Genomic DNA, 22,650 nt, shown 5'->3' with positions numbered 1-22,650 from the left:
CGTCCCCCGCGGCGGCTCACGCGCTCACCACCGCGGCCGGAGCGGCGGTGGTGCACGGGGTGGGAGGCCTCGGCGGGCGGACGGGCGCCGCCGCGCCGGACGCCGGGAGCGCGTGGCGGCCTCGTGGGCCGGGTTCGCGGAGCCCATCGGCGTGTCCGCCTGCCCCGGGGGCCGGGCCCGCGTCCGTCATGCCGTGTCGTCCTCCTCGGGCTCCGTGTCGTCGCGGTCGCCCTCCGCCTGGGACGGGGTCGGGGTCGGCGTCGGGGGCGTGTCCTGGTCGTCCTCGCGGTCGCCTTCGGCCTGGGACGGGGTCTGGTCGGTCATGGTGTGTCTCCTTATGCCGGTGCTGGCTGCCGGGTACCCCGGTGGGGCCGGAGTGATCGGCCCTGTGCGCGGTACCACTGGGACGCCAGCAGCAGGGCCAGGGCGATCTCCACCGCGTCACCGCCGTAGTACATGAGCTGCGAGGCGAGGTGCAGGTCGGCGGGGGCGTGGGCGGTGCCGGGCGGGCCCGCCGCCCACAGGCTCTTCGCCAGGACGGCGTGGGCCGCGGCGGCCGCCAGGAGGGTGCCCGCCCGCACGGCGAAGCCCGGCCGGTGGCGCACCGGGTCCACGGCGAGCAGGGCGAACGTGAGGAGCAGACCGGCCAGGAAGAGGTGCAGGAGCAGCAGGGGATGGTGGTGCAGGGAGGGCGGCAGGGGACCCCGGTAGAGGAGCCACAGGCCGCCGATGTCCAGGGCCGCGGCCACCGGGGGGAAGACCAGCGCCGTGACGAGGCGGGAGCGGGTCAGCAGGACCAGGGCGCGGCGGGCGGGCAGGGGGAGGGCGCGCAGGGCCAGGGTGACGGGCCGGGCGAGGACCAGCGGCAGCGGAGCCGCCATGCCGGCCATGACGTGTGCGGCCGTGTGCGCGGAGAACGGGGGCAGCCACTCCTGCCACGGCACCGCGAACGCGGCCACCAGCATGCCCCCGCCCAGCCAGCACCCCGCGTCCCGGCCCACCGGCCAGCGGTCCCCGCGGCGGCGCAGCCGGACGGCGCCGGCCGTGTACAGCAGGCAGCACAGCAGGACGGCGACCGGCAGGGGAGCGGGGGTCGTCATCGCGGTCCCCCGCGCGCTGCGCGCCGGGCCCGCCGCCACAGCAGCAGACCGGCCAGCAGGAACAGGGCCGCGACCACGTTCCAGGTCCAGTCGTACGGCCGCGGGTCGACCTCGTAGCGGATCTGGTGCAGGCGCAGCAGCTTGTGCTGGACGGTGCCGTCGTAGAGCTGGAAGCCGCCCAGGCCCAGGCAGACGCCGGACCACCAGGCCGGGCGCAGCGGGCCGCCCCTGCGGCGCAGGTCCGCGTAGACGAACAGGCCCGCCACCATGGCGAGCCACCCCCCGGCGTGGAACAGGCCGTCGGAGACCAGTCCCACGTCGGGCGTGGACCTGTCGTAGAAGTGGTGCCAGTGGAGCAGCTGGTGGAAGACGACCTCGTCGACGAACGCGGCGATGCCGACTCCCGACAGCGCCCCACCGGCCAGCGAGCGGCGGTACGTCACCCGTCCTTGCCCATGGCCTTGCGGACGGCGTCCCGGGTGCGGTCGACCAGGGCCGCGAGGGGGCCGACGGCGAGGTTCTTCGCCGCGGACTCCGTACCGGGGTGCGGACGGGTCGGGGCCATGGCCTCGGCCGCCTTCAGGGCCGAGGCCATCGACGCCAGGCGGCCCTGGTCCGCGTGGCGGCGGATGTGGTTGAACTCGTAGCGCTCCTCCGCCCGGGCGTGCGCCATCACGTCCAGGCGCAGGGCGAGCAGCTCCGGCAGGAACTTCGGGTCGTCGGTGTCCATGCCGTCCAGCCGCGACAGGAGTTCCTTCGCCTCCCGCTCCTCGTTCAGGCGGTCCTCGACGACCTGCTCGCCGCCCGGCACGTTCGCCCGGGTGAAGGGCCGCACGACCTCCTCCTCGGCCGTCTCGTGCACGGCCAGCAGCCGGACCAGATCGCGGAACGCGGCGCGGCGCTCGTCACCGGCCGTCCGCTCCACCTCGTCGAACAGGTTGCGGATGTCGCCGTGCTGGCGCATCAGCAGCGCCACGACGTCGGTGTCACTCGCTGCGATCCCTGCCATGTCAGTGCCCCTCCCGGAGGGCGGGGTCCGGGTGCTCGCCGTCGGTCTCCATGCGGTACTCGCGGCCGAACATCTCGTCGTGCTGGACCATCACGCGCTCACTGGGCGGCTCCTCGCCGCCGTGGATCTGCTCCTGCAGCTTCTCGAACCGCTCGTGCGCGTCCCGGACGTAGCCGGTGCCGAGCGTGGTCAGGTCGATCTGCGTGTCGAGCAGGTTGCGCACGAACGTCTTGTTCTCCTCGAACGTCAGGACGTTCGGCAGCTCCGGCGCGAGGATCTCCTGCGGCTCCCGGCCGTCGTGACGGCGCATCAGGTCGCAGGCGATGCGCAGGTGTTCCAGCTCCATGTTCAGGTGCAGCTCCCAGATGGCCCGCACCTTCGGGTCCGGTTCCTGCTCCATGAAGGAGTGGTAGAGGTAGCACTCGTTGTACTCGTGGTTGACCAGCTGCTCCCACCACGTCTCGCCCGGGTCGACCAGGGACTCGTAGTGGGTGACGTGCTCCTCCTCGATCAGGCCGATCTCCTGGTAGAGCTGACGGGCGATCGGCTCCATGTACTGCGGGCCGACGTTCATGTAGAAGTTCATGGTCTGCTGCTCCGCCGACATGATCGTCAGCGCGTGCAGCTTGGACAGCGGGTTCACGGTCGAGCGGTCGTACGGCTCCCGGACGTTGTCGGCCGGGTGGCGGTGGTGGTACTTGGTGGGCCGGCCCGGCATCACCTCGGTCAGTCCGTCGACGATCGACTCCGCCTTGCGGTGCTCGATCATCTCGTAGAGGTTGGCGTAGCGGTACAGGTGGTCGAAGTCCTCCAGGACGCCGAACTCGTAGGCCTGCTTCAGGTACGGGTCGGGTTCGTGGCGGGCCACCCAGCCGGTGAGGTCCACGGCCACCTGCTCGTAGGCGATCGTGGTCTCCAGGACCGAAGCGAGGCCGGGCAGCAGCCAGTTGACCGCCTTCTGCTGCTGGTGCTCGATGTAGCGGACCTCGGCCAGCTGCCGTTTGACGTCCGGGTCGGGGCAGCGGCGGGCGAGCTGGTGGCTGAAGAGGATCGCCTCGACCTCGATGCCGTTCATCGTGATGATGCGACAGCGGGTGTACGGATCGGCGTGGTCGGGGTCGATCGGCTCGACGTCCAGCTCGCGCCAGCTGCGCAGCTGGCGGTCCAGCGGGATGCCTTGGTGCTCGAGGGGGTTGAAACCCATGGGGTTCTCCTCGCCTGAGGGCGGAGCGGGCCGCCGCCGGGTACCCGGGCACCCTCGCCGCGAAACCGCCCGGCCTCGGGGGCGCGGGGACCGCGCGCCCCGGCCGCGTCCGGCCCGCACCGCGTCCGGGCGTCGGCGGACGTCAGCCCCTGTTCCGCCTCGCGATCGCCCGCTGCAGCGCCGTACGCAGCTCGGCCGGCGGGGCAGGGCCGTCCCCCTCGGCGCTCGCCGTCACCGCCGCCGCCACGTCCCGCAGCTTCGTGTTCGACAGCTGGGACGTCTCGCGCAGGATGTGCCAGGCCTGGTCGGACGTGCAGCCGTGCGTGGCCATGAGGATGCCGCGGGCCTGGTCGATGACCGGGCGGGACGCGATGGCCTGGCGCAACTGCTCGACCTCCTCCTGCAGCACGTGCAGACGCTCCGCGCGTTCCTGGGCGACCGCCGAGGTCGTCAGGGCCGGGCCGGTGGTGGCCGTGCCTGTGGTGGCCGTGCCCGTGGTGGCCGTGCCCGTGGTGTCCGGGCCGGCCAGCGGGTCGGCCGTGTCCAGGCCCGCGAGCTCCAGGATGCGGCGCGGCTGGCCGTTCCAGTTCGTCACCGTGACGGTCAGCGACCGACGGCGGCGGAAGTCCCCCAGCACGTCCAGGAACTGCAGCCCGGCCGTGTCCATGAAGTGCACGTCCGCCATGTCCAGCTCGACCCGGGTGATGCCCGCCGGCAGCTCGGCCAGCGTCCGGGCCAGGACGTCGGCGCAGCCGTGGACGAGCTCGCCGCACGGGGTGAGCTCGGCACGGTCCGCGTCGACGCGGCCGCGGATGACCAGGGTGTTCAGCCCTCCTGTCAGATGTGGTGATGCCGCAGAGGTCATGTCACCGCCTTGTCGGTCCTCGTCGGTCGGGTCCGTCTCGCCGGACTGCACCACGTCCACTCGCCCCCGTCGACGTCGGTGTGAGATGCGCCTGCCCGCCGCACGGCTTAGTACACGCGGTTGGGGGGAATGAGCCTCCAGCGCGCGGGTACGTGCGCTGTGGTCGAGGAGTGTGGGGAGAGGGGCGTGAACACTCGGTATCAGGTACCGGCCGTCGAGGCCCACGGGCCTTCGCCGGGCCTGGCGGTGTTCCCGCTGACCGGCGGTCGGGGAGTCCGGGCGGCCGGGGAGGTCGGACTGACCACCCGGGCGATCTGGGAAGGTGTACTCGAACAAGCCGTTCGTGAAGGCGAGGACGTGTACCACCTGGAGCTGTCCGACGTGACGTTCGTCGACGTGGCGGGCGCCGGTGCGCTCGCGGCCGCCGCCGGGCGACTGCGGGACGGGCGGCGGTTCGTGGTGTGCCGGCCGCCGGCGGCGCTGCGGCGCACGCTGGACCTGCTGTGGCCCGACCAAGAGGGGATCGAGGTGACCGTGTCATGACCACTGCCGTGGCGGACCCCTTCGGGCCCCTCGAGCCCTTCGTCCATCCCGCGTTCTTCTACCGGGACGAGCAGGACTACCTCGACGTGACGGTGCCCTTCGTACGGGACGGCCTGGCGGCCGGCGAGCCGGTGGCGGTCGCGGTGCCCGGCAAGAACCTCGCCCTCGTCCGGGACGCCCTGGGCGACGACGCCGGCGCGGTGCGGCTGCTGGACATGGAGGAGGCCGGACGCAACCCGGGGCGGATCATCCCCGGCGTGCTGCGCGCCTTCGCCGACGCCCAGCCGGCCGGCCGCCGGGTGCGGATCATCGGCGAGCCCATCTGGGCCGGGCGGTCCGACACCGAATACCCCGCCTGCGCCCAGCACGAGGCGCTCATCAACGCCGCCTTCCAGGGCAGCACGGCGACCATCCTGTGCCCGTACGACACCCGGACGCTCCCCGAGCGCGTGCTCGCCGACGCCCACGCGACCCACCCCGTCGTCATCCCCGAGGGCTCCAGGACGGCGGAGGACAGCGCCGCCTACGCCCCCGGGGACGTCGTCGACCGCTACAACGAGCCCCTCGACCCGGTCGCGCACGCGCTGGCCTTCGCCTTCGACACCGAGTCGCTCTCCCACGCCCGGCACGTCGCCGTCGGGGAGGCCTCCCGGCTCGGCCTCACCGGCGTCAAGCGGGACGACCTGGCCCTCGCCATGGCGGAACTCACCACCAACAGCGTGGTGCACGGTGGCGGTACCGGCGTCCTGCGGGTGTGGAGCGAGGACGGGCACGTGGTGTGCGAGGTGCGGGACGAGGGGCGGCTCGCGGACGTCCTGGCCGGGCGTCGGCCCGTGTCCCGGGACCAGCGCGGGGGCCGCGGGATGCTGCTGGTCAACCTGATCGCCGACCTGGTGCGGGTGCACCGGGGCGACAGCGGCACGACCGTGCGCTGCTGGTTCGCCCTCTGAGCGTCCTGCGACCGCCTTCAGCCCGCTTTCTGCTCACCCTCCCGCGGTCCCCGGCGCTCAGCTGCCCAGCGGGTCCAGGGCCAGTGGCGCGATCCTGCCCTCCAGCATGGCGCCCAGCCCCTGGACGGCGCACACGTCCGGGCGCTCCGCGATGTTCACGGGCATGCCCGTCGCCTGCCGCAGCATCTGGTCCAGGCCCGGCAGCAGGGCGCTGCCGCCGACCATCATGATCCCCCGGTCGGCCAGGTCGGCGACCAGGTCGGGCGGGCAGGACCGCAGCACCTTGCCGATGCCGTCCAGGACGGCGGTGAGCGGCGTCTGGATGGCGTCCCGCACGGCCGCGGTGTCCACCTGCACGGAGCGGGCCAGACCCGTGGCGACGTCCCGCCCGTGGATCTCGGTCGAGGCCGGGCCGTGCGGGGTGAGGCCGTTGCCCGACAGGGCGAGCTGCAGCGGCCGGACCGACTGGCTCGGCAGAATCAGCTCGTGCTCGTGGCGCAGGTGCTGCACGATCGCCTGGTCGACGGCCTCGCCGCCCACGGGGATGCGCTCGGCGGTGACGATCGCCCCGAGGGACAGCACCGCCACCTGCGTGGCCGCCGCCCCGCACACCATGATCATGGTCGCCTCGGGCTGCTCCACGGGCAGCCCGCAGCCGACCGCCGCGGCGATCAGCGTGTCCACCAGCTCCACGCGCCGGGCCCCGAGGCCGACCAGCGTCTCGATCGCGGCCCGCTGGGCGAGCGGGTCGGCGTCGTGCGGCGTGCAGGCAGCGGCGCGCAGGATCGGCTTGCGGCGCAGGCCGCGGCGCATCTTGTCGCCGAGCAGGTGGCGCAGCATGCGCTGGGCCATCTCGATGTCGACGACGGTGCCGCCGGAGACCGGCCGGACGACCCGGATGTAGTCGGGGGTGCGGCCCATCATCTGTTCCGCGAGCTCACCGACCGCGATCAGCGCCCCGGTGCGGGTGTTCACGGCGGCGGCGGACGGCTGGTCGACGACGAGCCCGGCGCCCTTGACGTAGACCCGCGTGCGGGCCGCCCCCAGATCGACGGCGAAGTGGCAGCGGCGCAGCTGCTCCAGACTGGCGGTCATGGCAGGTCCTCCCGAGAGCACAGACCGTGGGGGGCCGCCAGGTGGCGGGCCTCGCGGACGTGAGGCCGCCGGGCGGCGGGCCTCCCTCGCATCGTGCGCGGGAGGGCCCCGGGCCGCCTTTCGGAGGGGGCCGGGCGGGGCGCCGCCGAACGGGGGGTTCGGGCCGCGCTACAGGGAGCGGGCGGCCTCCAGGAGCGGCGCCAGGGAGGTGACGGTCGTCTCACAGCCCGCCTCCTCGAGCAGCCGGCCGGCGGTGGTGTTGCGGGCGAGGCCGACGAAGCGCAGGCCCGCCTGCTGGGCGGCGGTCAGCTCGGGGACCGTGGAGCCGATGAGGACGCCCGTCGCGGCGCCGCCGCCGGTGGAGCGCATCGCGCGCAGCAGGCAGTCGGGGTGCGGGGTCAGCAGGGTCAGGTCCGTGCCGCGGGCGTGGATGCCGGCCAGGGGCAGGCGTGGCGGACAGCCACCGGTACCTCAGGGGCCGACCGTCCCCCGGATCACCCCCAGCTCCACCAGATCCTGCGGGCGGATGCGCAGTTGGTCCGCCGTCGCCTCCACCTCGCGGGGCGGGCGCTTGAGGATGGCCGCCGCGAGCTCCGGGGCGATCACCGAGAAGTAACTGTCCGGTGTGGCCCAGGTGTTGCCGGGCGCGGCCAGGGCCAGCGCGCCGCCCGAGCCGCCCTCGCCGATCACCAGCGTCGTCAGTGGCGTACGGGCGCTCGCCACCGCGCCGAACAGGTCGGCGATCGCGGCGCCCGCGCCCTGCCGTTCCGCCTCGGCGTCGTTGGCGGCGCCCGGGGTGTCCACCAGGGTCAGCACCGGGATGCCCAGCCGGTCCGCGAGGCGGATCAGCCGGGCGGCGGTGCGGTAGCCGGCCGGGCGGGTCGCGGTCCCGGTCTGCGCGGCGTAGGCGACGGTCCGGCCGTCGTGGGTGCCGAAGCCGCACAGCATGCCGTCCGGGTCGGTCCCGCCGCAGCGGTCCCCGCTGATCGCGACCCGGTCGGCGAAGTAGGCGTCCAGATAGGCCGCGGCGCGCGGGCGCAGCGGTGATCGGGCGCGCCGGACCGCGTCCCAGCCGGTGGCGGGCAGCACCGCGGTCTCGCCGAGCGGCTCGGGCGGCGGGGCGGGCGTGGTGGAGGGACAGGTCAGCAGCCGCAGCCACCGCGCCAGCGTCGCGCGCAGCTCGGCCGGCGTCACGACCGCGTCCGCCGCGCCGGCGGCGACCTGCGCCTGCGCCGTGTACGCCGCCGGGTCCGCGTCCGCCGGCCGTACCCGGGAGCCGGCGAAGCCGACCTGCGCCCCGGGCAGCGCGAGGACCACGTCGGCGCCCGCGCCGAGCGTCGCCCAGCCGCCCCCGGTCGTCGGGTCGCGCAGGACGGCCACCTGGGCGAGCCCGGCCTGCCGGGTGAGTGCCGACTGCCGCGCCACTCGCTGGAGTTGGGCCAGGGCCCGCATGCCCTCCTGCATCCGGCTGCCCCCGGTGGCGACCAGCGGCACGACCGGCAGGCGGCGCTCCCGGGCGTACGCGTGGGCCGCCTCCAGCCGGTCGCCGGTGCGCTCGCCCAGGGAGCCGCCGAGGAAGCCGAACTCGAACGCGATCAGCACGGCCCGGGTGCCGCCGACCCGGGCGGTGCCGCACACCACGGACTCCTCCTCGCCGGTGCGCGCGGCGGCCCGGGCGCGGGCGGCGTCATAGCCCGGCCAGGCCAGCGGGCCGTCGGGCGGCGACTTCCGGACGGGAGCGGGCAGTTCGTCGAAGGTGGCCTCGTCGGCGAGGGCGGTGACGACCGCACGGGCGGGGAGGCGCTCAGCCATGGGTCAGCGCCCGCTTCAGGATCTTCCCCATGTCGTTGCGGGGCAGGGCGTCGAGGTGGTGGACCACCCGCGGCCGCTTGTGCGGGGCCAGGCGCCGGGCCACATGGTCGGCCAGCTCGTCCAGCGCCGGGGGCGCCTGGGGATCGTCCGGCACGATCCACGCCACGATCCGCTCGCCGAGGTCGGGGTCCGGCTCCCCGGTGACGGCGGCCTCCCGCACCCCCGGGTGTTCGAGCAGCGCGTTCTCGATCTCACCGGCCCCGATCTTGTAACCGCCGCTCTTGATCAGGTCGGTGGCCTTGCGGCCCACGATCCGGACGTAGCCGTCGGGGTCGCGCACCGCCATGTCGCCGGTGCGGAACCAGCCGTCGGCGGTGAACGCGGCGGCGGTGGCGTCCGGCCGGTTGAGGTATTCCGTGAACAGGTTCGGGCCGCGCACCTGGATCTCGCCCACCGTCTCCCCGTCGTACGCGGTGACCTCCGAGCCGTCGTCCTCGACCAGCCGCAGCTCCACGCCGGGCAGCGGCACGCCGACCGTGCCCGGGCGGGCCTCGCCGTCGGCGCGGACGCTGGTGTTCATCAGCGTCTCCGTCATGCCGTACCGCTCGATCACCCGCCGCCCGGTCGCCGTCGCGATCCGCCCGTGGTCGTGCACGGGCAGCGCGGCGGAGCCGGAGACCAGCAGCCGCGCCCCGGTCAGCGCCTTCACCAGCTCCGGCTCGCCCGTCACGGCCTCGGCGAGCCGGTGGTACATCGTCGGCACGCCGAACAGCATGGTCGCGCCGGCGTTCAGCTCGCGGGCGACGCCCTGGGTGCTGAACCGGCCCAGGTGCCGTACCGAGCCGCCGCGGCGCAGCGGGCCGAGGGTGCCGAGGACCAGGCCGTGGACGTGGAACAGCGGCAGGGCGTGGACCAGCACGTCGTCGCCGGTCCACTGCCAGGCGTCGGCCAGGGCGTCCAGGGTGGCGGCGATCGCCCGGCGCGGGATGACGGCGCCCTTGGGCGGGCCGGTGGTGCCGGAGGTGTAGACGATCAGGGCCGGGTCCTCCGTCTCGCCGCGGTCCTCGGGGACGGGGCCGCTGTCGTGCACGTCGACGTCGACGCGGGGGAGGTCTCGCAGGGGTGCGGGGAGCTGGTCGTCCGGGGCCGTGAGCACCAGGGCGGGCTCGCTGTCGGCCAGGATGTGGCCGAGCTCCTTCTCGCCCGACCTCGGGTTGAGCGGCACGGCGGGCACACCGGCCAGCAGTGCGGCGACGACGGCGACGGCCGTCTCCAGCGTGGGCGTCGCCCAGACGGCGACCCGCGCGGCCCCGCCGAAGCGGTCCGTGAGCGCTCCGGCCGCGGCGGCGAGCTGCGCGTAGGTCAGGGAGCGCTCGCCGAACCGGAGGGCGGGCCGGTCGGCCGGGTGTTCGGTCAGGGCCGGGAAGAGAGGGGGCACGCGTCACATCTCCTTGGGCTGTTTGCGCCGGTTGCCGTTGCCGGTGGGCGGCGGGGTCACCGCAGGCCGCCGGTGCGACGGCCACCACGATCCCTCCGTACACCATCAGCCGCCGGAGGAAACGTCCCCGGCGCACGGTGGCGAAGGCGCGGCCGCTGGACGGGGAACCCGACGGCACCCAGACGCCCGCCCGGTCCCCGCCCTCCACCACGTCCGCCACCACGCAGCTGACGTTGTCCGGTACGCCGGCGCGGGCGGGGCCGTTCCGCATCACCCACGACCACACCGTGGTCCAGCCGATGATCGACGAGGGTCGTCTGACCGCCGAGGAGGCCGTGTCCCGGCATGCCCATACGGCCTCCCGCGGCTCCCGCGCTCCTCGCGCTCGTCCGTTCCGCCACCGATGCTGGGGCTTCACCGAAGGTGAAGGTCGAACGCGGCGTCCCGGTTCCGCAGGGCGGTTGTTAGCCTGCGGCGGAAGCCGACGACCGATCGTCCGCCCGAGGAGGGAGTCGCCGTGGCCGGCACCCCGCGCATCGCGCTCGTCACCTACGACCCCGGTGACGAGGAGCACAAGGACCGGGACCTGCCGGTGCTGACCGACGCGCTGCGCGACGCCGGGGCCGACGCCGTCGCCGTCCCCTGGGACGACCCCTCCGCCGACTGGGCGGCCTTCGACCTCGCCCTCATCCGCTCCACCTGGGACTACAGCCGGCGCGCCGCCGAGTTCACGGCCTGGGCGGAGCGCTGCGCCCGGGCGACCCGGCTCGCCAACCCGGTCGAGGTGGTGCGGTGGAACGCCGACAAGCGCTACCTCGGGCAGCTCGTGCGGGCCGGGGTGCCCGCCGTGCCCACCCGCTACCTCGCGCCCGGCGACCCCGTCGAGCTGCCCACCGGCTACGAGTACGTGGTGAAGCCCACCTCCGGTGCGGGGGCCCGGTACGCCGCCCGCCACCCGGCCGGGGAGCGGGACGCCGCCGTGCGGCAGGTGGAGCGGATGCACGCCGAGGGGTACACCGCGATGGTGCAGCCGTATCTGACCGCCGTCGACACGCACGGCGAACGGGCCCTGCAGTTCTTCGGCGGCCGGCTGCTGCACGCCGGCGTCAAGGGCGCCGTCCTCACCCCGGGCACGCCGTACGACGCGGACAAGGTCGCCCACCCCGACGTGCGGCGCTGGAAGCCGACCGCCGCGGAACTCGACGTCGCCGAACGGGCTCTGGCGGCCGTGCCCGGGGATCCCGAGCTGCTGTACGCGCGCGTGGACCTCGTCACCGGGCCGGACGGGCAGCCCGTGGTGATGGAGCTGGAGCTGATCGAGCCGAACCTGTTCCTGGACGTCCACCCGGACTCCGTGCCCCGGGTCGTGCAGGCGGTGCTGGCCGCCGCAGGCTGAGCGCCACGGGTGGGGCACACGTCCCGTGCTGCCGGTCCGGAACTCCGGGCCGACTCACGTATCCGGACGAACTCCTGGCGGATATCCGTCACTTGACGCAAAGTCACGTTGTACGGTCTTCGCCGACGCCGTCGAGCCGCACGCCGTCGAGCCGCACGCTGGAGTGGGCATGGGGAGCAGTTTCCGCTACTGGGCCGAGCGCATCGTCCTGGGCCTGACCGCCACCGTCGGCATCGCCGTGACCCTCGCCGACCAGGTGGACCTGCTCGACGGACTGGCGGCCGACACCGTCCCCAAGCTCACGCTGCTGACCCTCAGCACGGTCACGCTGTTCCTGCTGTTCGAGATCGACCGGCTGAAGGCGCTGGACAACATCAACACCCAGCTGTCCAGGCTGGACATCGACGCCCTCGCCCGCGACCTGCGGCACGACCACTACGGCGGTGTGGTGCGTGTGCACCGGCGCTTCCCCGAGGAGGTCTTCGAGGGCTACCTCAACGGCGCCGGGCGCGAGGTGACCATCCTGCAGACGTGGATCCCGAACGTGCACCGGTTCGAGTCCGCGCTGAAACAGGCCATCGTCGACCGCCGGGTCCGGGTGCGGATCCTGCTGCTGCACCCGTCCTCACCCGTCGCCGACCTGCGCAACGAGGCCCTGCGCGGCCTGCGCGACCCGGCCCTGGAGGAGGACGTCCAGGCGGGTGTCGCCCGCTGTCTGTCGACCTTCGCCTCCCTCTTCCAGAGCGTGCGCGCCGGCGACCGGGCACGCCTCCAGGTGCGCGTCTACCAGGCCCTGCCGTCCATCGCCGTCTACAAGGCCGACGAGCACTACCTGGTCAGCTCCTTCCTGCACGGCCGGCTCGCCATCGACTCCACCCAGCTGGAGATCGAGGGCAGCGGCACCGTGATGGGCCGGGAGATCCAGCAGGAACTGGACACGCTGTGGAGCATCGGCCGCGACGTGGACCTGGACGACTGGCGCAGGTCGGTGGACACCACCCAGTGACCCGGGAAGGGGTACGCACATGACAGACCTGGACGCGTTCGAAGACGCGCTGATCGACCGGTTCCGCGGGCACCCCGTGCTGGCGAACACCGCACGCCTCGCGGACGCCGACTTCGCCGCCCTGCTGCTCCAGCGGCGCTTCGTCTCCCTGGCCTTCACCCCCTCGTACGACCTGGCCATCGACCTGCTGTCCGACGAGGCCGGCCTGCGGATCGCCCGGGCCATCCTGCGCGAGGAGTACCCGGACGGGCGCGGCCACACCCGCTCGCACCGGGAGGACATGAAGGAGGACCTGCTCCAGCTGGGCATCCCCCGCGCCGAACTGGTCGCCTCCCGGCCCACTCAGGCCACCCGGAACGCCATCGACGGGGCCTTCGCGCTGATCTCCGAGGCGGGCGGCCACGACGACGCCGACCTGCGGCTGCTGACCTTCCTGCGGTTCTGGGGCGAGGTCCTGGTCTCCGTCGAGTACGAGCACCTGTGGCAGCGCATGGCACCCGTGCTGGCCGCCGGCGGCCGCAACCGCTCCCGCTTCTACTACCCGCACTACGTGCACGACGCCAAGGCCCACCCCCTCACCGCCGTCTCCCTGCTGTCGGCCACCCACTCCGACCGGCTGGCCACCCGCATCAGCGAACTGCTCGCCCGGCACGGCTCCGCCGACGCCTTCCGGGAGACCGAGGAACAGGCCCTGCGCCTGAAGACCGCCTTCTACGACCAGTTCCTGCCCGCCCTCGACCGGACCGGCGCGCCTCAGCCCTGAGTGCCCGTGACGGCCACCCGCTGCAGCAGGCCCCAAGTGAACTCGGCGACGGCCTCCCGCCGTACGCCCCGGGCGTCCGGCGCGGTGAACGCCAGTCCCCACCGGGTCGGTGCCGAGCCCTGCAGAGGGCGGGCCGGGGCGAAGGCACGGGCCGCCTCGTCGACGGTGCAGGACCAGGGGGCGAGGTCGTCCAGCGTGCGCAGCCCAGGTCCCGGCGCGCCCGGGGCGCGGACCAGCCACTCGTTCCACACCGCGCCGTTCGGGGCGGTCAGCACCTCGAAGCGCAGGTCCGGCCAGAGGGGCACCGGCCAGAGCCAGGCCTCGCAGTCCAGGTCGCCGATCCGGCGCGGCGTGCGCGATTCGGGTTCGCCCAGCACGGAGCGGTACCGGGACAGGGGCGCGCGGGAGCGCGGGGAGCGGACCATCGCCTGCCAGCGCTTGTTGGCCTCCCGCATGCCGGCGATGGACACGCCCAGCCGGTGCCGGGCGTCCTCGACCAGGCCGGGGTTGTGGTCGGCCATGCGGCGCAGCAGCACCAGCTGGAAGTCGAGCGGACCGAAGGGGCTAGCGGGGCGCTTTCCGGAGGGCATGGGACCCATCGTCGCCCACCGGGGCGGTGCCGGGGCGGCGGCCGTCGGGCAGGAACAGCACCGAGTTGACGTAGCGCGGGCCGCGCCGGAGCGGGGAGGGAAGGACGCGGCGGAGCAGGCCGTGGGAGACGACGTAGGAGACACGGGCCTGGTGGTCCTCCAGCGGGAACCTCGCCAGTGGCACCCAGGTGGCGCCGGGCAGCACCCAGCCCTCGTAGCCCAGCAGGGTCAGATACGTCACCACGGGCGCGATCGGCTGGATGCGGGACTCCAGTTCGACGAAGAGGGCGGGCCGGTCGCGGGCCAGCAGCCCGGTCGCGCCGCGCAGCACCGCCGGCTCGTTGCCGTCCACGTCGATCTTTATGAAGCCGACGTCGCGCAGTCCCAGCTCGTCCAGGGTGACGCTGGGCACGTCCAGCGCCCGGCCGTGGATGTCGCGCCGCACCAGCGAGGAGACGCCCCGGTCGCCCGAGTCGTCCGGCGGCAGCCACAGGCGGGCGATGCCCGGGCGGTCCGAGGCCGCCGCGCGGACCACCCGGACGTTCGGCGGGGCGGCGGCCGCCAGCAGCCTGGCCAGGTGGGGCACCGGCTCGATCGTCACCACGTGCTCGGCGTGGCCGGCCAGCCGGTGCGTCCAGGGCCCGTACCAGCCGCCGACGTCCACCGCCGTCCCGCAGTCCGGCGGGCACAGCTCGGCGAGCCGGGCCAGCTCCGGCTCGAAGCGCGGATACAGCGCCCGGGCCGTCGCGGCCACCAGCCGGGTGGGCAGGAAGGGCGCGAGGCGCGCCGCCAGGCTGGTCACGGTGCCATCCTCCTGAGGAGTTCCTCGTGCACGTCGTCCGGGACCTGCTCGCCCGAGGACGGCAGCAGCTGCGGAATGCCGTCGACGATCGGGTAACGGCGGTGCAGGCGCGGGTTGTACAGCGCCTCCTCGTGCCCGGCCTCCTCGGGCAGCAGATGCAGCGGACCCTTGTCGAGCGGGCACGCCAGGATCTTCAGCAGCGGGTCGTCGGGCTTCATGGGGATGCCAACTCCTCGGCAGGTGCGGTGGGTTGGGGAGCGGAGTCGTGCTTCGGCATGGTCAGCAGCACGGCGACCGCGAGGGCCGTGCCCGCCACCCGCAGCGCGAGCCGCAGCGGGTCGTGCGGCAGGGCCTCGCCGAACGCCGGCGTGCCGAGCACCGCCGTGAACAGACTGGTCACGGTCGTGCACACCGGCACGATCAGCGAGGCACGGCAGCGCTGCAGCGCCGCCTGCGACATCACCAGGCCGAACACGCCGGTGAACAGCAGCAGATACGGATACGGGGAGCTCAGCAGGTCCAGGACCGCCCCGCCGATCCCGTCGGTCGTCAGGTGGCCGGAGACGCCCTTGATGGCCAGCGAGCTGACGCCGTACAGCAGGCCCACCGCCACGCCGTACTCGACGCCGGTCGTCGGGCGCCGGTGCCGGTTGCGGGCGCGCCGCTCGGCGGAGCCGTACAGCCACACCCCGGCCGCCAGCGACGGCACGCACACCAGCAGGACCAGTGGGTAGGGCGCGTCCCGGCCGACGCTGTCGGCGCCCTCGCGCAGCGACAGCACGACCATCAGCAGCGCGAGCAGGATCGCACCGAGCGCGTACCTTTCCCGGCCGGTCGTCTCCTCGCCGAGCAGCCGGGCCGACAGCAGCACGAGCAGCACCAGGCCGGAGACGAAGATGCCCTGCGCGGCGGCGATCGGCAGGGTGCGGTAGACGACGAGCTGGGCGGCGAAGCCGGCGGCGAGGGCGAGGGAGCCGCCGATCCACAGGGGGCTGCCGAGGACCAGGCGCAGCAGCCGGGCCGGTTGCCGGATGCTCACCTCCGGGAGCGAGGTGAGCGCCCGCTTCTCCAGCACGAACCCCAGGCTGTACAGGGTGTTCGCCAGCAGGGCCGCGGCCACTCCCCACCACATGGGCTACGTCCTCCGGGCGTGCAGCAGCAGGATCGACGCGAGCTGCGGCCGGGCACAGGCCAGCCGGTCCAGCGGCCGCAGCGGGCGCGGCACACCGTGGAAGGGAGCGCCTTCGAGCCGTACCACCGAGAAGCCCGAGGCGGCGACGAACTCCCGCAGGGCGCGCGGGGTGTACAGCCGCAGGTGCCCGACGACCTCCCGGCCCGGGCGGCCGTGGATGCCGCGCAGGCTGACCTCGGAGAAGACGGGCTGCACCCCCGCGAGCAGCAGGGCCCGGTTGTACCAGGCGGCCAGGTTCGGCGTGGACAGCATCAGATGGCCCCCGGGGCGCAGCACGCGGCGGATCTCGTCCAGCGCCGCGTCCGGGTCGACGAGGTGCTCGATCACCTCGCTGAACAGCACGGCGTCGGCCGACCCGGACGCGAACGGCAACCCGCCGCCGGTGAGTTCGCCGCGGACCGCGTGGGGGACGCGGGTGCGGGCGCGGCGCAGCGCGTCCTGGGACCAGTCGACGCCGACGATGCGGTGACCCGGCAGCAGGGGCGCGGCGGTGGCCGCGGCGGTGCCGTCGCCGCAGCCGATGTCCAGGACGGTCGCCGGGCGGCCGGCGGCCGGGCCGAGCGCCCGGGCCAGCATGCGCGCCTGGCGCAGGCTGCGCGGGGTGCCGGAGGCGACGGGGACGGCCGGGTTCTCGTAGAAGTCGCGCAGGTCCCCCGGGCGGGGCGCGGTGGCCGGTACGGCCGTCATGACGTGGCCTCCGTGGTGTGCAGGTAGTGCTCGAACAGGTCGCGCAGGTGGGCCCCGTCGCCATGGCCGAGCAGGGCGCGGGACCAGCGCAGGGCGAGGTGGAGGCGCCCGGCCGTGGACGCGGTCGTCACGGTCAGGCCGCGCGGCATCCGGGCCGGGGCGGAGAACCAGACCGCGTGCGCGCGGCCCGCCTCCTCGCCGAAGTCCAGCGGGTAGGGGATCCGGCCGATGTTGCTGAGCAGGGTCGTCGACGTCCAGGGCGCGGCGGCCCGGCGCAGGGTGCGGGTCAGGGCGGCCCGGGCGGCGACCGGCGCCCACGGGGCGGTGAGCAGGGTGGCGCCGTGGCCGAGCTGGGGGCGGGGCAGGGACTTCAGCGCACGGGTGCGTTCCGCGGTGCGGCGCAGCAGGGTCGGCAGCTGCGGGTCGCGCAGCTCCCGCGGCGCGAAGGGGACCTCCACCAGGCGCGTGCCGTTGCCGATGGGCATCGAGGTGTCCCGTGGGCGGTCGTCCACGGGCATGGTGATGCGCAGGGGGCGGGGCCGGGCGCCGTGCTCCCGGTTCCAGTGGGCGATGGTCAGCGCCGTGGCGACCATGAGCTGGTCGTTGACGGTGTAGGGGGAGCCCTTGGGGCGGTGCGGCAGGGACAGCTCGGTGACCAGCAGGCCGTTCCCGGGCGAGGGGTCGGGGGTGCCCGGCGCGACCCGGGCGGGCGGCGTCCAGTTCGCCGGGGTGTCCGGGGGTTCCTGGTGCGGTTCGGCGGGACGGACCGGGGGCGCGGCGGGGGAGTTGTCCCTGCCGCCGTAGAGCTCCGCGGCCGTGGCCAGGACCCGCAGGCAGGCCGGGCCGTCCAGGGCGGTGTGGTTGATGGTGAGGACCAGGACCGAGTCCACCACGTCGAGGCGGACCGGCGGGGACTGCGACAGCGGCGGAGCCTGCGCCAGCGCCCGGGCCCTGGCGTCCTGCAGGGCGCCAGGGCCCGACGGGGCGAAGCTCACCACCTCCACGTCGGGTTCGCGGGTCAGCTCCCACTCGTAGCGCCGCCGGTACCACGGGCCCCGGGCCTCCCGCATGAGCACGCGCGGATGCCGGTGCAGCGCCTCCACGAACGCCTTGCGCAGGCGCGCCCGGTCGAGGGGGCCCGGCAGGTGGACCTCGATGTGGACCGTCTCCGGCTCCTCCTCCTGCAGGCAGTGCCGGGAGACCTCGTCCACCACCGGGAACGGGATGCGGACCGGTGTCGTCATACGGACTTGCCCTCCCCGTCATCCGTCCTCGGCAGCGGCCGCGTCGGCGCCGGTGACCGCGGTTGCTCGCGCAGGCTCACGAGTCCCGCGAACAGGCCGATCAGCGCCAGCAGTTGGCCCAGGTGCCCGAACGCGCCCTCCCCCGCGCCCACCGGCTCCCCGGCCCCGAAGGCCGCGGCGATCCCCGCTGCGGCCAGGGCGGCGAACGCGATCGGCACCAGCAGCGCGTGCCGCCGCGCGGCGAGCAGCGCCAGCGCCGGGACCAGCAGTGCCAGCCACCCGGCGATCACCACCCCGACCAGGGTCAGCGCCACCGTGCCGAGCCACAGGCCGGGCGGCGGCGGGGCGGGCTGCGGCGCGTCGGGGTTCGGTGCGCGGCGGCGCCAGACGGCCAGACCGAGCAGGGCGGCGATGCCGACGCCGCTGCCGATCAGCCCGATGTCGTAGGTGGTGGCCGGTTCGTACGACAGCTTCACCGCGCCGCCCGCCCCGGCCGGGATCCGCCAGCCCTGCTGCCAGCCGTCCAGCCGGACCGGGGTCAGCTCCTTGCCGTCCAGCGTGGCCCGCCAGCCGTCGTTGAAGTTCTCGTACGTCGTGAGGTACGAGGCCGCCCCCGAGCCGACCGTGACCTCGCGCCGGTCGCCCAGCCAGTCCCGGATCCGCAGCTCGCGCCCGGCCGCGGCGGCCCCGGGCACCGTGCCGCGTGTCAGGGTCACGTCCGTGAGCGCCAGCGGGCCCGCGTCACCGCCCTCCAGCCGGTGCGCGCCAGCCGGCAGCCGCACCTCGGTGTCCCCCCGGCCCTCCTGGCAGAGCGTCACCTCCACGCCCCGCCGCTCCACCAGATCGCGCACGGTGCCCTTCACCCGCGTCTGGTACAGCTCGCCGTCCAGCGCCACGTCCGGGCCCTTGCCACAGGGCAGGGAGAACGCGCGGGTGCCGTCCGGCTGCGGGGTGCGGTACTGGTCGAGGGAGGGGATGTAGGCCTCGGTGAGCCCCACCGGCAGGCGCAGGTCCTCGTCGGCGACCGGGTTGTGCAGGGTCAGCGGGGCGGTCTCGGTGATCGTGACGTCGAGCCGGTCGGTGGTGATCGGCGGGAAACGGACCCAGCCGTTCTCGTCGACGCCGGCGACGGCCGCGCCGTCCGGGGAGCTGATGTGCACCTCAAAGGCCCGCGTGGACAGGCCGCCCGCGGGGGCCAGCACCAGCTCACCGACCGGCTGCTTGCCCTCCCAGCGCAGGTGGATCGTCGGCCGGTCGCCCGCGATCCAGGCCGTCGTCAGGTCGCCGTCGGTGAGGTTGCGCGCCCCGATGCCCGCGCCGAGCCGTGCCGTGGAGTCGGCGGTGGCGACGATCCGCGCCTGCTGCCCGGGCGCGACCTCGTACAGCAGCTCGTCGAGTGCCGCGCCCGGCACCGGCACCGCACGCGCCTTCACCTCGTACGTCCCGGCGGCCGGGGTGGTGAAGCGGCGGTGCAGGCCCGCCTCGGTGCCGGTCGGGGACAGCCCGGTCGGGTCGGAGGCACGGTGCAGGGAGACGACGGTGGCGGTCGCGGTGGCCTCGTCCGCGTCGGACGGCAGCCGCAGCAGCCGCGTCACCCGCACGTCCGGCAGGTCGATCTCGGAGAAGCCCGCGCCCGTGAGACCGGCCCGCCGCTCCACCGAGTCCACGATCGTCAGCTTCATCCACCGTGTCGCGCCCTCGGGCGCCCTGACCCGCTGCGTCTTGCCGTTCGGCTGGAGGAAGCCGGTCCGCTCGCCCTTCTCGGTCTCCACCCGCACCTTGGTCGCCGCCGCCCGCACGCTCTGCTGCGGCAGCGGCGTGACCTCGAAGGAGGACGGCATGTCGTAGGGGCCGGTGAAGCCGATGCGCAGCCACTGCCCGTCCGGCGTGTCCGGCGCGCCCTCCGCCCAGGCGGTGTCCGGGTTGCCGTCGAAGGCGTTCACCGGGTCGTACTGCGGCAGGTGGAACAGCCAGTTGCCGTACGAGGACGCCGACACCGAGGACGCGCCGCGCAGTTCGGCCACCGTCTGGTGCTCGACCCCCTCGGTCGGCAGGATCTGGCGCGGCTTCTCGCCCGGGTCCTGCTGCGCGCCGGACGCGTTGCGCTCGTCGCGCGTGTACGTGTACGAGGTGTTCGCGTTGACCAGCCCGAACCGGGTGTCGGCCCGGCGCAGTCCGTCGCCCACCACCTGCACGGCCGGGGTGCCGAGCCCCGGGTGGTCGTCCCCGGTCAGGACGGTGGCCCGCCCGCGCAGTTCGGACGCCAGCGGCAGCAGCGCCTCGGGCCCGCCGGACACCACGGCCGTGTCGGCCACCGGGGCGAGCCCGGCCTGCCCGGGCCGGACGACGTCCCCGCCCGCCGGACGGTAGATCTCCACGGCCCGCTGCCGCGGGTAGAGCCCCTCGACCTGGAGCGGGGCGTCCCGGGCGATGCGGCCACCGGTCATCACCGGGCCGAGCCCCGTGACCCGCTCGTACCCGGACTGCTCCAGGGTGCGCTTGACGGTCGCGGTCGGCACCGCGCCGATCTGGTCGGGGTCGAGGTCGTTGCGCACGACGACGTAGTACAGCCCGGCCCGGCTCAAGTAGTCGGCGAGTCCCGGCACTTCGGCGCCGGACAGCAGCGCCTGCTCGACCGCGTCCATGGCGCGCCGGTTGCCGGGCGTGCCGAACGGGACGTAGTCGCGCTGCGCCCAGCGCGACTCGGCGAGCACGTCGAGCGGCTGGTCGATGGGGGAGCCCCAGGTGTACACGCCGTGTGCGGTGGCCGGGACGACCAGGGCGCGCGAGTCCGGCGAGTACTTCTCCAGCCAGTCGGCCGTGGCCTGCCAGTAGGTGGGCAGCTGCCGGAAGGAACCGGGGTTCAGGATCGAGCCGTTGAGGTACGGCCACAGCAGACCGGGCAGGATCAGCACGGCCGCGACGAGCGGCGCGAGACGCCGGCCGCGCACCGGCCGGGGCCGGCGCCGCTCGGCGGCCACCCCCACCAGATGGGCCAGGCCCAGCACGAGCGCGAGCGCCAGCCCCGTCTGGAACTTGTAGACGTTGCGGAACGGCGACAGCCACCCGTCCAGCCAGCCCTGCGTCACACCGTGGAACGGCGCCCCGAACGCCCCGCCGTACCCGGCGAGCAGCACCAGCGCGGTCACCAGCACCGTCAGCACCAGCCAGCGCCGCTCGGGCAGGTCCCGCCGGGCGAGCCCGGCCAGCCCCAGCCCCGCCGCCAGCGCCGAGCACACCACCACCAGCACGGAGGAGACCACGGTCCAGCCGGCCGGCAGCCAGGCCTCACCGAAGTGCAGATAGGCGACCCAGTTCCCGGCCCCGCGCAGCGCCTCGGTCGCCGACATGGTGTCCGTCGTCGTCCGCGCGGTCTCGATGTAGGGGAGGAAGTTCTCGCCGTAGACGCCGAGCAGCAGCAGCGGCACCCACCACCAGGCCGTCACCACGATCACCGCCGGGGCCCACCAGGCGATCAGCTTGCGCATCCGCGGCCCCGGCGGCCGGGACAGCAGGTACAGCCCCACCGGCAGCAGGGACGCCAGCATCGCCGAGGCGTTCACCCCGCCCATGAACGGCACGAGCAGCGCCGAGCGCAGGGCGGCGACCCGGGCCGCGTACCGCTCGTCGGCCAGCGGCAGCAGCACCCACGGCAGGAACGCGCCGGGCAGCGCGGCGGCCGACGTGGAGCCGACGACGGTCGTGAACAGCGGCCACAGCGCGTACGCGACGGCCCCCAGCAGCCGGGACGCCGGGCTGCCCACCCGCAGCCGCTCCGCCAGCCGCAACGCCCCCCAGAAGGCGACGGACACGATCACCGACAGCCACAGCCGCTCCGCCAGCCACACCGGCAGCCGCACGAGGTCGGCCACCCAGTAGAACGGCAGCATCGGCCACAGATAGCCGGCGTACTGGTCCTGGATGCCGCCGAACCCGGCGCGGTCGTGCCACAGCTGCCCGAGATCGGCGAGGAACCGGCCGGGATCGGTGGTCACCCCCAGCTTGGTGTCGAACGTCTGCCGCCCCGGCTGCACCGCCAGGAACAGCACGAACACCACGGCCCAGAAACCCAGCAGCCAGCGCCGCGACCGGGGACCCTCGGGCGGGCCCGACGCGGTCGCGGTGGTGGGGACGGCTGCCGGGGGAGGAGCCTGGACCGTGGTTGTCATGTAGGACACCGCCGCAGGATGAGGAGGAGGTTCCAGGTGGCGAACTCGCGGATCCCGGGCGCCTTGACGACGGCCTCCGCGAGGAAGGGCCAGTAGCGGGAGCGCGCCGAGACGACCGTGACGTCGTCCCGGGCCCGCACCTGCCGCAGGGTGGAGCCGATGTGCACCGCGAACAGGTTCTCGCCGAGCGTGTGCTTGGCGGGCCTGCCGGTCCGCCGGGTGTAACGGGCCCGGGCCCGCTCGGCACCGAGGTAGTGCCACGGGGCCCACTCGTGCCCGCCCCACGGCGACAGCCAGTTGGTGAACGACACGTAGATCAGCCCGCCGGGCCGGGTGACCCGGGCCAGCTCGCTGAGGAACGTCTCGGGGTCCCAGACGTGCTCCAGCACGTTGGAGGAGAAGGTGACGTCCGCGACGCCGTCCCGCAGGGGCAGCAGGTAGCCGTCGGCGACGACGGCCGAGTCGGGCGGCTTCTCGCCGAGTTCGGCGACGTCCGGCTCGAACAGGAAGGCGTTCGCCCCGCGTCGCCGGAACTCCGCGGTGAAGTACCCGCCGCCCCCGCCGACATCCAGGACGGTACGCCCGGCCACGGGCCCGTCGTAGGCCTCGACCTGGTCGACGGCGTCCCGGGCGAGCAGGGTGTAGCAGGCCTCGGGGTCGTCCTGCTCGTGGCGGAAGGCACGGAACAGGGCCAGGGAGCGCCGGAACGAGGGGTCCCTCCACGGGGTCGTTCCCGAGGGGCGCGGGGCGGGGACAGACGCGGCTCCGCCACGTGGACGCGACCA

Annotated in this window: 23 protein-coding genes; 5 read left to right on the top strand and 18 right to left on the bottom strand. The window is 74.5% G+C overall.

The features are described 5' to 3' along the window. Nucleotides 1-186: 186 nt before the first annotated feature. The 6 genes from ABTZ58_RS10750 to ABTZ58_RS10725 form a co-directional block, all read right to left on the bottom strand. Entirely contained in the window at nucleotides 187-324 is a 138-nt protein-coding gene (locus ABTZ58_RS10750) for a hypothetical protein (RefSeq protein ID WP_309093464.1), read from the bottom strand. A gap of 11 nt (nucleotides 325-335) precedes the next feature. Next, nucleotides 336-1,100, bottom strand: coding sequence for a cytochrome c oxidase assembly protein (locus tag ABTZ58_RS10745; protein ID WP_351353365.1), 765 nt, complete (start codon nucleotides 1,098-1,100; stop codon nucleotides 336-338). After that, the gene (locus ABTZ58_RS10740; protein WP_309093466.1) at nucleotides 1,097-1,543 is read right to left on the bottom strand and encodes a DUF2243 domain-containing protein; all 447 of its coding nucleotides are present in this window, start codon (nucleotides 1,541-1,543) and stop codon (nucleotides 1,097-1,099) included. Before ABTZ58_RS10740 ends, ABTZ58_RS10745 begins: the two co-directional genes overlap by 4 nt. Continuing rightward, entirely contained in the window at nucleotides 1,540-2,109 is a 570-nt protein-coding gene (locus ABTZ58_RS10735; protein WP_309093467.1) for a hemerythrin domain-containing protein, read from the bottom strand. The genes ABTZ58_RS10740 and ABTZ58_RS10735 overlap by 4 nt, the downstream gene beginning before the upstream one ends. 1 nt (nucleotide 2,110) lies before the next feature. After that, a complete protein-coding gene (locus ABTZ58_RS10730) occupies nucleotides 2,111-3,313 on the bottom strand; it encodes a hypothetical protein (protein ID WP_351353361.1) in 1,203 nt (400 codons plus the stop codon). 142 nt (nucleotides 3,314-3,455) lie between these two features. Beyond that, nucleotides 3,456-4,178 (bottom strand): ANTAR domain-containing protein, encoded by a 723-nt coding sequence (locus ABTZ58_RS10725; protein WP_351353358.1) that lies wholly within the window; start codon nucleotides 4,176-4,178, stop codon nucleotides 3,456-3,458. Between the two features lie 186 nt (nucleotides 4,179-4,364). On the opposite strand from ABTZ58_RS10725, the gene ABTZ58_RS10720 reads away from it, so the two are divergent. Both ABTZ58_RS10720 and ABTZ58_RS10715 read left to right on the top strand, forming a co-directional pair. Then, nucleotides 4,365-4,721 carry an STAS domain-containing protein gene (locus ABTZ58_RS10720; RefSeq protein ID WP_351353355.1) on the top strand — a complete coding sequence of 119 codons (357 nt, stop codon included), beginning with the start codon at nucleotides 4,365-4,367 and terminating at the stop codon, nucleotides 4,719-4,721. After that, a complete protein-coding gene (locus tag ABTZ58_RS10715; protein WP_351353352.1) occupies nucleotides 4,718-5,671 on the top strand; it encodes an anti-sigma factor RsbA family regulatory protein in 954 nt (317 codons plus the stop codon). Before ABTZ58_RS10720 ends, ABTZ58_RS10715 begins: the two co-directional genes overlap by 4 nt. A gap of 57 nt (nucleotides 5,672-5,728) precedes the next feature. Here the strand turns inward: ABTZ58_RS10715 and ABTZ58_RS10710 are convergent, their stop codons facing one another. From ABTZ58_RS10710 to ABTZ58_RS10695, 4 genes are all read right to left on the bottom strand, one after another. After that, nucleotides 5,729-6,766: a rod shape-determining protein gene (locus ABTZ58_RS10710; RefSeq protein ID WP_351353349.1), complete on the bottom strand. Its 1,038-nt coding sequence runs from the start codon at nucleotides 6,764-6,766 to the stop codon at nucleotides 5,729-5,731. A gap of 168 nt (nucleotides 6,767-6,934) precedes the next feature. Beyond that, complete coding sequence (locus ABTZ58_RS10705) at nucleotides 6,935-7,135, bottom strand: HAD family hydrolase (protein WP_351353346.1); 201 nt, start codon at nucleotides 7,133-7,135, stop codon at nucleotides 6,935-6,937. Between the two features lie 102 nt (nucleotides 7,136-7,237). Beyond that, the gene (locus tag ABTZ58_RS10700; protein WP_351353343.1) at nucleotides 7,238-8,578 is read right to left on the bottom strand and encodes a carboxyl transferase domain-containing protein; all 1,341 of its coding nucleotides are present in this window, start codon (nucleotides 8,576-8,578) and stop codon (nucleotides 7,238-7,240) included. Next, nucleotides 8,571-10,016: an acyl-CoA synthetase gene (locus ABTZ58_RS10695; RefSeq protein ID WP_351353340.1), complete on the bottom strand. Its 1,446-nt coding sequence runs from the start codon at nucleotides 10,014-10,016 to the stop codon at nucleotides 8,571-8,573. Before ABTZ58_RS10695 ends, ABTZ58_RS10700 begins: the two co-directional genes overlap by 8 nt. A gap of 517 nt (nucleotides 10,017-10,533) precedes the next feature. Here ABTZ58_RS10695 and ABTZ58_RS10690 point away from each other — a divergent pair. The 3 genes from ABTZ58_RS10690 to ABTZ58_RS10680 all read left to right on the top strand — a co-directional run bounded on the left by ABTZ58_RS10690 (nucleotide 10,534) and on the right by ABTZ58_RS10680 (nucleotide 13,181). Then, nucleotides 10,534-11,412: an ATP-grasp domain-containing protein gene (locus ABTZ58_RS10690; RefSeq protein WP_351353337.1), complete on the top strand. Its 879-nt coding sequence runs from the start codon at nucleotides 10,534-10,536 to the stop codon at nucleotides 11,410-11,412. Nucleotides 11,413-11,581: 169 nt separating this feature from the next. Further along, entirely contained in the window at nucleotides 11,582-12,418 is an 837-nt protein-coding gene (locus tag ABTZ58_RS10685) for a hypothetical protein (protein ID WP_351353334.1), read from the top strand. 19 nt (nucleotides 12,419-12,437) lie between these two features. After that, on the top strand, nucleotides 12,438-13,181 hold the full coding sequence (locus ABTZ58_RS10680; protein ID WP_351353332.1) for a hypothetical protein: 744 nt from the start codon (nucleotides 12,438-12,440) through the stop codon (nucleotides 13,179-13,181). Here the strand turns inward: ABTZ58_RS10680 and ABTZ58_RS10675 are convergent. The 8 genes from ABTZ58_RS10675 to ABTZ58_RS10640 are packed head-to-tail and all read right to left on the bottom strand — an operon-like array spanning nucleotide 13,172 to nucleotide 22,560. After that, nucleotides 13,172-13,780, bottom strand: coding sequence for a hypothetical protein (locus tag ABTZ58_RS10675; RefSeq protein ID WP_351353329.1), 609 nt, complete (start codon nucleotides 13,778-13,780; stop codon nucleotides 13,172-13,174). The genes ABTZ58_RS10680 and ABTZ58_RS10675 overlap by 10 nt on opposite strands. Next, nucleotides 13,746-14,573, bottom strand: a complete 828-nt coding sequence (locus tag ABTZ58_RS10670) for an FkbM family methyltransferase (RefSeq protein WP_351353326.1) — start codon at nucleotides 14,571-14,573, stop codon at nucleotides 13,746-13,748. Before ABTZ58_RS10670 ends, ABTZ58_RS10675 begins: the two co-directional genes overlap by 35 nt. Beyond that, on the bottom strand, nucleotides 14,570-14,791 hold the full coding sequence (locus ABTZ58_RS10665) for a Trm112 family protein (protein WP_351353323.1): 222 nt from the start codon (nucleotides 14,789-14,791) through the stop codon (nucleotides 14,570-14,572). Before ABTZ58_RS10665 ends, ABTZ58_RS10670 begins: the two co-directional genes overlap by 4 nt. Then, the gene (locus ABTZ58_RS10660; RefSeq protein WP_351353320.1) at nucleotides 14,788-15,705 is read right to left on the bottom strand and encodes a hypothetical protein; all 918 of its coding nucleotides are present in this window, start codon (nucleotides 15,703-15,705) and stop codon (nucleotides 14,788-14,790) included. The genes ABTZ58_RS10665 and ABTZ58_RS10660 overlap by 4 nt, the downstream gene beginning before the upstream one ends. A 3-nt stretch (nucleotides 15,706-15,708) precedes the next feature. Next, nucleotides 15,709-16,452 carry a class I SAM-dependent methyltransferase gene (locus ABTZ58_RS10655; protein ID WP_351353317.1) on the bottom strand — a complete coding sequence of 248 codons (744 nt, stop codon included), beginning with the start codon at nucleotides 16,450-16,452 and terminating at the stop codon, nucleotides 15,709-15,711. After that, nucleotides 16,449-17,696, bottom strand: a complete 1,248-nt coding sequence (locus tag ABTZ58_RS10650) for a condensation protein (RefSeq protein WP_351353314.1) — start codon at nucleotides 17,694-17,696, stop codon at nucleotides 16,449-16,451. Before ABTZ58_RS10650 ends, ABTZ58_RS10655 begins: the two co-directional genes overlap by 4 nt. Further along, on the bottom strand, nucleotides 17,693-21,865 hold the full coding sequence (locus tag ABTZ58_RS10645; RefSeq protein WP_351353675.1) for an alpha-(1->3)-arabinofuranosyltransferase domain-containing protein: 4,173 nt from the start codon (nucleotides 21,863-21,865) through the stop codon (nucleotides 17,693-17,695). Before ABTZ58_RS10645 ends, ABTZ58_RS10650 begins: the two co-directional genes overlap by 4 nt. Continuing rightward, nucleotides 21,862-22,560 (bottom strand): class I SAM-dependent methyltransferase, encoded by a 699-nt coding sequence (locus tag ABTZ58_RS10640; protein WP_351353672.1) that lies wholly within the window; start codon nucleotides 22,558-22,560, stop codon nucleotides 21,862-21,864. Before ABTZ58_RS10640 ends, ABTZ58_RS10645 begins: the two co-directional genes overlap by 4 nt. Between the last annotated feature and the right edge of the window lie 90 nt (nucleotides 22,561-22,650).

Source organism: Streptomyces sp. NPDC094143, assembly GCF_040303825.1.
Classification (GTDB): domain Bacteria; phylum Actinomycetota; class Actinomycetes; order Streptomycetales; family Streptomycetaceae; genus Streptomyces.
The sequence above is the reverse complement of the archived record's forward strand: the minus strand, read 5'-3'. Positions and strand labels throughout refer to the sequence as shown.

Excerpts from the sequence above, each read along its gene's own strand:
- ABTZ58_RS10750 (WP_309093464.1), bottom strand. The coding sequence starts at position 324 with ATGACCGACCAGACCCCGTCCCAGGCCGAAGGCGACCGCGAGGACGAC.
- ABTZ58_RS10745 (WP_351353365.1), bottom strand. The coding sequence starts at position 1,100 with ATGACGACCCCCGCTCCCCTGCCGGTCGCCGTCCTGCTGTGCTGCCTG.
- ABTZ58_RS10735 (WP_309093467.1), bottom strand. The coding sequence starts at position 2,109 with ATGGCAGGGATCGCAGCGAGTGACACCGACGTCGTGGCGCTGCTGATG.
- ABTZ58_RS10730 (WP_351353361.1), bottom strand. The coding sequence starts at position 3,313 with ATGGGTTTCAACCCCCTCGAGCACCAAGGCATCCCGCTGGACCGCCAG.
- ABTZ58_RS10725 (WP_351353358.1), bottom strand. The coding sequence starts at position 4,178 with ATGACCTCTGCGGCATCACCACATCTGACAGGAGGGCTGAACACCCTG.
- ABTZ58_RS10715 (WP_351353352.1), top strand. The coding sequence starts at position 4,718 with ATGACCACTGCCGTGGCGGACCCCTTCGGGCCCCTCGAGCCCTTCGTC.
- ABTZ58_RS10710 (WP_351353349.1), bottom strand. The coding sequence starts at position 6,766 with ATGACCGCCAGTCTGGAGCAGCTGCGCCGCTGCCACTTCGCCGTCGAT.
- ABTZ58_RS10705 (WP_351353346.1), bottom strand. The coding sequence starts at position 7,135 with ATGCGCTCCACCGGCGGCGGCGCCGCGACGGGCGTCCTCATCGGCTCC.
- ABTZ58_RS10700 (WP_351353343.1), bottom strand. The coding sequence starts at position 8,578 with ATGGCTGAGCGCCTCCCCGCCCGTGCGGTCGTCACCGCCCTCGCCGAC.
- ABTZ58_RS10685 (WP_351353334.1), top strand. The coding sequence starts at position 11,582 with ATGGGGAGCAGTTTCCGCTACTGGGCCGAGCGCATCGTCCTGGGCCTG.
- ABTZ58_RS10680 (WP_351353332.1), top strand. The coding sequence starts at position 12,438 with ATGACAGACCTGGACGCGTTCGAAGACGCGCTGATCGACCGGTTCCGC.
- ABTZ58_RS10675 (WP_351353329.1), bottom strand. The coding sequence starts at position 13,780 with ATGGGTCCCATGCCCTCCGGAAAGCGCCCCGCTAGCCCCTTCGGTCCG.
- ABTZ58_RS10665 (WP_351353323.1), bottom strand. The coding sequence starts at position 14,791 with ATGAAGCCCGACGACCCGCTGCTGAAGATCCTGGCGTGCCCGCTCGAC.
- ABTZ58_RS10660 (WP_351353320.1), bottom strand. The coding sequence starts at position 15,705 with ATGTGGTGGGGAGTGGCCGCGGCCCTGCTGGCGAACACCCTGTACAGC.
- ABTZ58_RS10655 (WP_351353317.1), bottom strand. The coding sequence starts at position 16,452 with ATGACGGCCGTACCGGCCACCGCGCCCCGCCCGGGGGACCTGCGCGAC.
- ABTZ58_RS10650 (WP_351353314.1), bottom strand. The coding sequence starts at position 17,696 with ATGACGACACCGGTCCGCATCCCGTTCCCGGTGGTGGACGAGGTCTCC.
- ABTZ58_RS10645 (WP_351353675.1), bottom strand. The coding sequence starts at position 21,865 with ATGACAACCACGGTCCAGGCTCCTCCCCCGGCAGCCGTCCCCACCACC.